Consider the following 7,686-nt stretch of genomic DNA (forward strand, 5'->3'; position numbering starts at 1 on the left):
TCATTTCTGTGATGACGGGAACCTCATGGACCACCATTGCCACCATCGGTATTGCCCTGATGGGAATCGGTGATGCCTTGGGAATACCAGCCCCCTACACCGCTGGAGCCATCATCTCGGGAGCCTATTTCGGTGATAAGCTCTCGCCTATGAGCGATACCACCGTCCTGGCTTCAAGCATAGCCGGTGCCGATCTCTTCTCGCATATCCGCTATATGCTCTACACCACCATACCAAGCATCCTGCTCTCGCTGGTGCTCTATCTCATCATCGGACTCTGCTATGATTCCAAACCTGTGGATATCAGCCAGTATCTTACCGGTCTGAGTCATGGTTTCAATATCTCCCTGTTTACGATGCTCGTTCCGGCTTTTACAGGATGGCTCATCTACCGCAAGACCCCCTCTCTCATCACGCTTCTTCTTTCAGCTCTTTCTGCATGCATCTGTGCCCTCATCCTCCAGCCGGAAGTACTGGTAAAGATTGCTGGCGAAGACAACATCACTGCCAAGAGTCTCTTTGAGGGAATCATGACCACCTGCTATACCCACACCCAGGTAGATTGCTGCATGGGGAACATCAATGAGCTCGTGGCAACCCGAGGTATGGCAGGCATGCTCAATACCATCTGGCTCATTCTCTGTGCCATGTGTTTCGGTTCATGTATGGTTGCCAGCGGCATGCTTCACGCTATCACTCACGTGCTTCTGAAAAGCATCCATAGCACCGTATCACTTGTCTGTAGTACCGTGACATCGGGTGTATTGCTCAATCTCGTTATGGGCGACCAGTTCCTGAGTATCATCATGAATGCATCTATCTACAAGGATGAATATGCAGAACGAGGCTACCGCCCGGAACTCTTGAGCCGAAGTACAGAGGATAGTGCTACCGTAACGAGCGTACTGGTTCCATGGACAGCCTGCGGTATGACGCAGAGTACGGTTCTCGGCATCCCGACACTGGTGTATCTCCCCTTCTGCTTCTTCAACATCATCAGTCCATTGATGAGTTGTCTGGTAGCTATTCTGGGCTTCGTACCCAAGCCCCAACCCAAGGAGGACAAAGCATCTGCAGTGGAAGAGTCTGATATCCATTAAATATATAGGAGATTATAGATAAATAGATATGAAAAAAGATTCGAGGGCAAACCATGCTAGATATGTAGAAAAGCATGAAGTTTTGGCAGCAAAGTTTAAATTAATTATCTTTTAATGCCAATCTTACAGAGTCTTTTGCCAAGATTGGCAAAAACTGTTCACTCCCAATATACAAAACGGGTTGGCACGCAACTTGCTTCTACATAGAATGAAAGCCGAAGCCGAAAGGGCAAGGGGAACGATAAGAACCTTAAGCAATGACATTTGAGGGTTTCTGGAAATCCTTGAGCCTCGAAAGCCGAAGCGATCATTATTAAAAAGGATAAATTAAAAACAATGAGAAATCCCGACAGAGCCGGAAGGCGAAGAGAGGATGAGAAAAATAGAATTAGGAGGTTTTACATTATGTTGTTAGCTCGTAGAAATAACAGTGTTTCAAATTGGTTGAACAGTTGGTTTAATGACAACTTCTTTGATACAAGCTTGATGCCACACATGAACGCCACAGCTCCTGCAGTCAACGTCAAGGAAAGTGCTACAGCTTACACAATGGAGGTTGCAGCTCCTGGTTTGAAGAAAGATATGGTCAAGATGAACATCGACAAGGATGGCTATCTGAATGTATCCATCGAGAACAAGGAGGAGAAGAAGGAGGAGAAGAAGGAAGAGCATTACTTGCGTCGTGAGTTCTCTTACAGCAGCTACTCTCAGAGTTACGCTTTGCCAGAGGATGCTGATCAGGAGAAGATTTCCGCTGAGGTCAGTGACGGTGTCTTGAAGATTGAGATTCCTAAGACAGCCAAGGAGGAGAAGAAAGACGATGTTAAGCACATTGAGGTTAAGTAATCTTTCTTGAAGTGCTATGCAGCTTTCAAGATGACATTCATTGCATCGAGAAAATAATTAAAACGGAGGGCTAGTCCTGATAATGGGGCTGGCCCTTTTTTGAATTTATGAATTTAATATAGGAAAGGATTAAGGATGATAAGAATATTTATTTCACTTGTTTTCTGTCTGATGTCAGCCTTTGCCTGTGCGCAGTCAAGCCAGTCAGATGATATGTATCAATGGGGAAAAAATAAGGCCAACGAGCAGTTGGTCAATGGTTTGAAGTCACGTCAGAAAGCTCTCAAAAAAGAGCAGCGTGATTTGCAAAACCGGATAGATAGTGTGTATTGGGATGAAGCATTGGATGCAATTAAGGATACTACCTTTACCTTGGAAGCCGACAAGGTTGTTTTCCCGTATGGTCAGATTGCCTATGTTAATTCCAACACCAATTTCGTCTCCGTCAATAAGGATGATGCTGTTGTGCAGGTAGCCTTCAATGTTCCCTTCTCCGGACCTAATGGCATTGGTGGAGTTACAGTTCAGGGAAGCGTAAGTGGATACAAGATTCAAACGGACAAGAAAGGGACTACACAAGTAAGTATGAGTGTTACCGGCATTGGTATCTCTGCCCAAATCTGGATTACCATGTATAAGGGAAGCCATGAAGCCAGTGTGGAGATTCTGCCTAACTTCAACTCTCGTAGGCTCACCCTCAATGGAGTCATACTACCTCTTCACAAGAGTACTGTATTTCAAGGGCGAACATTATAACAAAGAAGCCTGCTGACAATTATAGCCAGCAGGCTTTTTTGCTTTCTCAGTCTTTCTGTCCTAAAAGCAATGACTTTATGTCCAGAACTCTTCTTCGCCAGTGGGCAACATCCTGCCCCCGCATTTGGGACAGGTGTGCATATCCCACCTGTGAATTCTGTCAGATCCGCATCTCAGGCAGAGTCTTCCCACAAGGGAGTTGAAGCTAGGTGCAGCATCACCTATCACTCCACCCACCACTAGAGGTACTATGTTCCTGCAGTCTGGACAAGACATGGCTTCAATGTGCTGCCCCATGAAACCACGTCCCTCATATATTTCGGTCTCGTACCCACATTCCTGGCATCTGAATATCTTCTTTTTTGACATAAATAATCTCCTTTCTTACCAATTCAATACCCAACTTGCATTGGAGTATTTTCCTATAATCTCAGCATCCTTGATGGCGTCAAGCTGACGTACATGCTTGTTTCTCTTGCTGATCTCTTCTTTTGAGCAAGGTACGTCCCCACCTATCTGGCAAAGCATCAGAAAAACATCCGAAAATATCACTTCCTGGCTGGGTATATTGCATGTCTGGGTAGTTGTTGATGTCCTCTGAAAGCTTGATTCCGGCATGAACCTTAAGCCAATTCTCATCAAACTTAAATGCATAACTGTCAGAGCCGCGCAATTTTTCATAACACAACTCCCCTACCAGCTCCGCTTTGCCGAGCCAGTTAAAATCAGCGAAAACAAACAGTCGTTCCATTTCTATCTTTTTTTAGATGCTCTTTGACGATTCTTCAGTCCCATATCCTGCAATGCCCTTCCAAGCTTGTCATCCTTTGCCAAGAGCAAGATGTCATCATCCAGTTGAAGAGCATAGAGTACACGCAGGTAGATTCCGATGGAAACCGTTGGTAATCCCTTCTCCACCTTACAAAGTGTAACTTCTGAGCATGTTGCTCTTTCCGCAACTTGAGCCATGCTCAGGTTGCGGCGTAATCTGGCAAGCTTGATTTGTTCGCCCACGATTTCCATTTTTTGAATCAACTTCCTAGGAAGTTTGTTCGCCATTGTATTCTTTGTCATTGCCTTAATCCTAATTATAATATGCAAATATAAGCAAAAAACTTCATTATAAGATGGGTTAGCCTAAAGTTTTATAAATAATTAAAGATATGTTTTCAAAGTAATAGGCTCACATATCCTACTCCACTCTTAAAGAAGAGAGATGACTTTTTATATGAAAAATCTCATTTTCTCAAATATATTTTATAATTTTGTATGCAAAAACTCGAATGGTATAATATGACAAGAGGAAAACGACAAAATAACAAGAATAATAAAGGCAAGAAACTGATATGTCTTGCCCTCATTCTACTAGTATCATGCATCATAGGATTTGAGGCATACCGTATGATTTCAGCCTATATGATCAAGAAGTCATCAGATAATCAGTGGCCCGCTCACGACCTGACATCGGGACAATACTCTGGTAGCTATGACGGCATTGACATCTCACGCCACCAAGGTAGAATCCATTGGGATGAACTCAGTGAAGTAAAGCGATTGAAGTTCATCTATGTGAAGGCAACAGAAGGAGCAACCATCCAGGATCCTTGGTATGAAGCCAACATTAATCAAGCGAGAAAACATCAGATTCCAGTTGGCACTTACCATTTTCTATCTAAGATGCCTGCGGTAATGCAGTTTGAAAACTTTCGTGCAGTTTATGATAAGGAGAGGCAGGATCTTCTACCTGTAGTGGATGCTGAAGATGATGGAACCAAGGGACTCAGCAAGAGTGAGATCCAACTTCTTCTGAAAACATTCTGCAAGCTCTGTAAATCCTATTATGGACATACACCTATTATATATTGTAGCGAGAGTTATTTCAAGGATTACCTGAGTCCGGAATTTGATAACTACTATCTCTGGATTGCCAGTTATGATCATGAACCGGTATTGCCTGGTAAACCTCACTATGATATCTGGCAGTTCAGTAAACATGGCAGGGTTCCAGGAGTCTGGAATTGGGTTGATCTGAATCGATTTGCAAAGAATCGAAGTCTTGGTGATATTCGGATCAAACAGTAAAAAAACAATTAGTATAAAATACAGAAGTCTGCCGGCATCACTGCCAGCAGACTCCCCTTTTCCTAACTGAACTAAAAATCTTGTCAAGTATCTACTAATTATGCAATTTCTTCTGAAACTAAAATAAGTATAAGTACTTTTTTGATAACAATATCCCTATTATTCCTGTATAACGCTTACAAAAAGAACTGTATTTTCTCTATTATTCAGCAATAGCCTGCTGTTCTGTAGCTACTGGAGTCTCTTCGGTGGTATTCTCTGTTGTTGTCTCTGTAGTATTCTCTGTTGTATTCTCTGTTGGAGTTGCTTCTGTAGTTGCCTCTGTGGCATTCTCCTGCTGGGTAGAATCCTCAACACCAGCCTGTGGTTGGATAGGAGTACCACCAGCCAATGTATCTGAAGGAGCATCTGGAACTACTGTATCAATAGGAGCAGTCTGAGTGTTACTTACCATTTTGCTTGATGCAAAAACGTTGCTTACTGAAACCATAACCAAAGCTGCGATAGCTGCAAACATAAACTTCTTCATAATCTTATCTTTTTAAAATTGTTACTAATTGATGTTACTTACTTGTTTGTGGATTCATTATCGAACCCGCTAATCATAGTCACAATCTGCGTACCAAAAAGATGATAGAAATTAGTTTGTATTGATAATCAGAAGCTTATGTCATTTGTGCCAAAAATGAATAGTGTGGAAAATGAGGAAAGTATGTGGAAACATTCCCCAAAAAGTTGGGGAATGCCTAAATGTGTCTTGCTTCAATGCGTTTCAGATAGCAATAGTGTTTCCTCCGAATTAAATACTCCATATCATTCTGGTGAGCATAGGCTTCTTTCTCAAATCTGATGTTGTAATATGCTTTCATCCAATTTCTATATTTCAGGACTAAAACACTCCACTCAGCAATATACCATATATAGAATAGAACATATAGCAATTCCTTTGCTTGCGCTGTATGTATGAGTTCATGATTGAGACTCTCCTTTGATAGCTTTTCACAAGTAATGATTATGCCAAACAGATTGATAGCATAAAATCGTTTCATGAATGATCTCTTCTTGATTTTGATAATTCTACTCATGGCATCCCAGATTACAAAGTTCATCAAGGAAGTTCACCATCATGCTACCATTGCCTCTAGAAATGGCAGCAGCTCTTTCTCCTGCAATGCCCATGGCTTTCATGGCATGAACAGATGCATCAAATGGATTAGGGTTTACTGAAAGGAAAGCTCCTATGATACCTGTGGCAGCACAACCCATGGCTGTAACCTTGCCCATCAGAGGATGCCCCTCATGAACATAAGCTACTTTTTCACCATCCGTGATGATGTCTGTAGCACCGGTAATAACGATGATGCATGCCAGTTTCCTGGCAAGAATTTGGGCCTGCACCTCAACCCCAGAAGTTTCAAGAAGGCTGTCCACTCCCTGCATTCCTATTTGATGAGAGTATAATGATAGTATCTCACTGGCATTTCCCTTGATAACAGTTGGCTGGCATTGAAGGATGATTTTTGATGCAGTATCCATTCGAAACCGTGTGGCACCTACTCCAACCACATCTAATACAATTGGAATTCTGCTCTTGGAAGCAGCGTCACCAGCTTGTAACATAGAGTGGGCTGTCGCATTTTCCAGAATTCCCAAGTTAAGTGCCAAGGCATTGCTCTTGCTACTGATTTCCTCCACCTCTTCCTGGGCGCGCGCCATGATTGGGGAAGCCCCAATTGCCAGTAGGCTATTTGCCACAAAGTTCATGGCAACATAATTGGTTATGTTATGTATGAGAGGATGCTGCCCTTCTATCAAACGTAAATCTCTATTCATTTTCATATCTATTTAATATATACTGTAACCATTATCCATGCACCATTGCTTGGCATGCTCAAAGCCTTGGGCTGTAGCTCTGTGAATCCATTTGAGTCCCTTGCGCTTGTCCTGCTTTACACCTGTGCCGGTCATGTAGAACCATCCTGTAGAGAACTGAGCCTGTGCATCTCCTTGCTGGCCTGCCATTTCATACCAGAAGGCTGCCCAGCTGTCATCTTTCTCCACTCCATCGCCGTTCCAATAGTTGGCTCCGACGTTTTTCTGACTCTGAAGATGCCCCCTCTGAGCGGCTTTCATCCACCATTCGTGAGCCTTCTCATGGTTTTCTTCGGTTCCTTGCCCCAGGTAATATGCGTTTGCTGCATTTACTTGAGATTGCACGTCTCCCTTTTCGGCTGCAATCAGATACCAATGAAGGGCTTTCTCATAATCCTGTTCTACTCCATCTCCCAGGTAGTAGCATTCAGCTACATTGTAGCAAGCATACGTATCACCGAGTTCTGCAGCTTTCATGTACCATTCAAACGCAGTGGCATGATTCTCTACAACACCGATGCCTTGCGCATAGCATACACCCATGTTGTTCATCGCCATCAAGTCTCCCTCAAGGGCTTGTTGACGGTACTTGTTTGCCGTTTCACGTTCTTTCTTCATTGTAGATCAATAATCTAAGTAGGTCTGCGGGGTTACCCCCGCTTTCCCCTTCAAGAACCGTGCATGCGACTTTCACCGCACACGGCTCGTGTAATTCAGTTAATTATTTCTCGTTTTAAACAATCGGCTCTGTGTGCCTTTAGGCACTGCATTTGAGTGGGTGTGTACGACATAAATGTCGTTGTTTGAAGTACTCGTCATATCTTGGGTCGAACGGATTGGCTTCTGATTTTATCTTCGTATGGCGAAGTATCTGTGTTTGAGTCAATTGGTTAAGTCGGAAGACAGTTTCTGGTCCTTTCTTATCCTTACCCTTTACTCCAAATATCCACCCCCGCTTTCCGTCATGATGCCAATATTTGTCCGCTATCCATTTCAATGACTTGTTGTGGTGCCTGCGTGTCGCCCACCT

9 protein-coding genes and 1 pseudogene are annotated in these 7,686 nt (G+C 43.2%); 4 read left to right on the forward strand and 6 right to left on the reverse strand.

Annotated elements, in window-relative coordinates:
- The 3 genes from AAAT87_RS14630 to AAAT87_RS14640 all read left to right on the forward strand — a co-directional run.
- Positions 1–1,100: Na+/H+ antiporter NhaC family protein (locus AAAT87_RS14630; RefSeq protein ID WP_349226826.1), on the forward strand; the 1,100-nt coding region annotated here is incomplete at its 5' end.
- Between the two features lie 405 nt (positions 1,101–1,505).
- Positions 1,506–1,946 (forward strand): Hsp20 family protein, encoded by a 441-nt coding sequence (locus tag AAAT87_RS14635; RefSeq protein ID WP_287624648.1) that lies wholly within the window; start codon positions 1,506–1,508, stop codon positions 1,944–1,946.
- A 135-nt stretch (positions 1,947–2,081) separates the two neighbouring features.
- A complete protein-coding gene (locus AAAT87_RS14640; RefSeq protein WP_349226827.1) occupies positions 2,082–2,702 on the forward strand; it encodes a DUF4251 domain-containing protein in 621 nt (206 codons plus the stop codon).
- A 75-nt stretch (positions 2,703–2,777) separates the two neighbouring features.
- Here the strand turns inward: AAAT87_RS14640 and AAAT87_RS14645 are convergent, their stop codons facing one another.
- From AAAT87_RS14645 to AAAT87_RS14655, 3 genes and pseudogenes are all read right to left on the reverse strand, one after another.
- Positions 2,778–3,071: a hypothetical protein gene (locus AAAT87_RS14645; protein ID WP_089543637.1), complete on the reverse strand. Its 294-nt coding sequence runs from the start codon at positions 3,069–3,071 to the stop codon at positions 2,778–2,780.
- A 109-nt stretch (positions 3,072–3,180) separates the two neighbouring features.
- A pseudogene (locus AAAT87_RS14650) lies at positions 3,181–3,453 on the reverse strand (HipA N-terminal domain-containing protein); the annotation flags it as partial.
- A 2-nt stretch (positions 3,454–3,455) separates the two neighbouring features.
- The gene (locus AAAT87_RS14655) at positions 3,456–3,776 is read right to left on the reverse strand and encodes a helix-turn-helix domain-containing protein (protein ID WP_089543635.1); all 321 of its coding nucleotides are present in this window, start codon (positions 3,774–3,776) and stop codon (positions 3,456–3,458) included.
- A gap of 219 nt (positions 3,777–3,995) precedes the next feature.
- Between AAAT87_RS14655 and AAAT87_RS14660 the strand changes: the two genes are divergently transcribed.
- Positions 3,996–4,784 carry a glycoside hydrolase family 25 protein gene (locus tag AAAT87_RS14660; protein WP_254918890.1) on the forward strand — a complete coding sequence of 263 codons (789 nt, stop codon included), beginning with the start codon at positions 3,996–3,998 and terminating at the stop codon, positions 4,782–4,784.
- Between the two features lie 202 nt (positions 4,785–4,986).
- Here the strand turns inward: AAAT87_RS14660 and AAAT87_RS14665 are convergent, their stop codons facing one another.
- The 3 genes from AAAT87_RS14665 to AAAT87_RS14675 form a co-directional block, all read right to left on the reverse strand.
- Complete coding sequence (locus AAAT87_RS14665) at positions 4,987–5,313, reverse strand: hypothetical protein (protein ID WP_349226828.1); 327 nt, start codon at positions 5,311–5,313, stop codon at positions 4,987–4,989.
- A 548-nt stretch (positions 5,314–5,861) separates the two neighbouring features.
- Positions 5,862–6,617: a hydroxyethylthiazole kinase gene (gene thiM / locus AAAT87_RS14670; protein ID WP_349226829.1), complete on the reverse strand. Its 756-nt coding sequence runs from the start codon at positions 6,615–6,617 to the stop codon at positions 5,862–5,864.
- 12 nt (positions 6,618–6,629) lie between these two features.
- On the reverse strand, positions 6,630–7,274 hold the full coding sequence (locus AAAT87_RS14675) for a tetratricopeptide repeat protein (protein WP_089543632.1): 645 nt from the start codon (positions 7,272–7,274) through the stop codon (positions 6,630–6,632).
- Between the last annotated feature and the right edge of the window lie 412 nt (positions 7,275–7,686).

The organism is Segatella sinensis, assembly GCF_040095255.1.
In the GTDB taxonomy this organism is placed as follows: domain Bacteria; phylum Bacteroidota; class Bacteroidia; order Bacteroidales; family Bacteroidaceae; genus Prevotella; species Prevotella sinensis.

Coding starts and splice junctions, on each gene's coding strand:
- AAAT87_RS14635 (WP_287624648.1), top strand. CDS start 1,506: ATGTTGTTAGCTCGTAGAAATAACAGTGTTTCAAATTGGTTGAACAGT.
- AAAT87_RS14640 (WP_349226827.1), top strand. CDS start 2,082: ATGATAAGAATATTTATTTCACTTGTTTTCTGTCTGATGTCAGCCTTT.
- AAAT87_RS14645 (WP_089543637.1), bottom strand. CDS start 3,071: ATGTCAAAAAAGAAGATATTCAGATGCCAGGAATGTGGGTACGAGACC.
- AAAT87_RS14655 (WP_089543635.1), bottom strand. CDS start 3,776: ATGACAAAGAATACAATGGCGAACAAACTTCCTAGGAAGTTGATTCAA.
- AAAT87_RS14660 (WP_254918890.1), top strand. CDS start 3,996: ATGACAAGAGGAAAACGACAAAATAACAAGAATAATAAAGGCAAGAAA.
- AAAT87_RS14665 (WP_349226828.1), bottom strand. CDS start 5,313: ATGAAGAAGTTTATGTTTGCAGCTATCGCAGCTTTGGTTATGGTTTCA.
- thiM (WP_349226829.1), bottom strand. CDS start 6,617: ATGAATAGAGATTTACGTTTGATAGAAGGGCAGCATCCTCTCATACAT.
- AAAT87_RS14675 (WP_089543632.1), bottom strand. CDS start 7,274: ATGAAGAAAGAACGTGAAACGGCAAACAAGTACCGTCAACAAGCCCTT.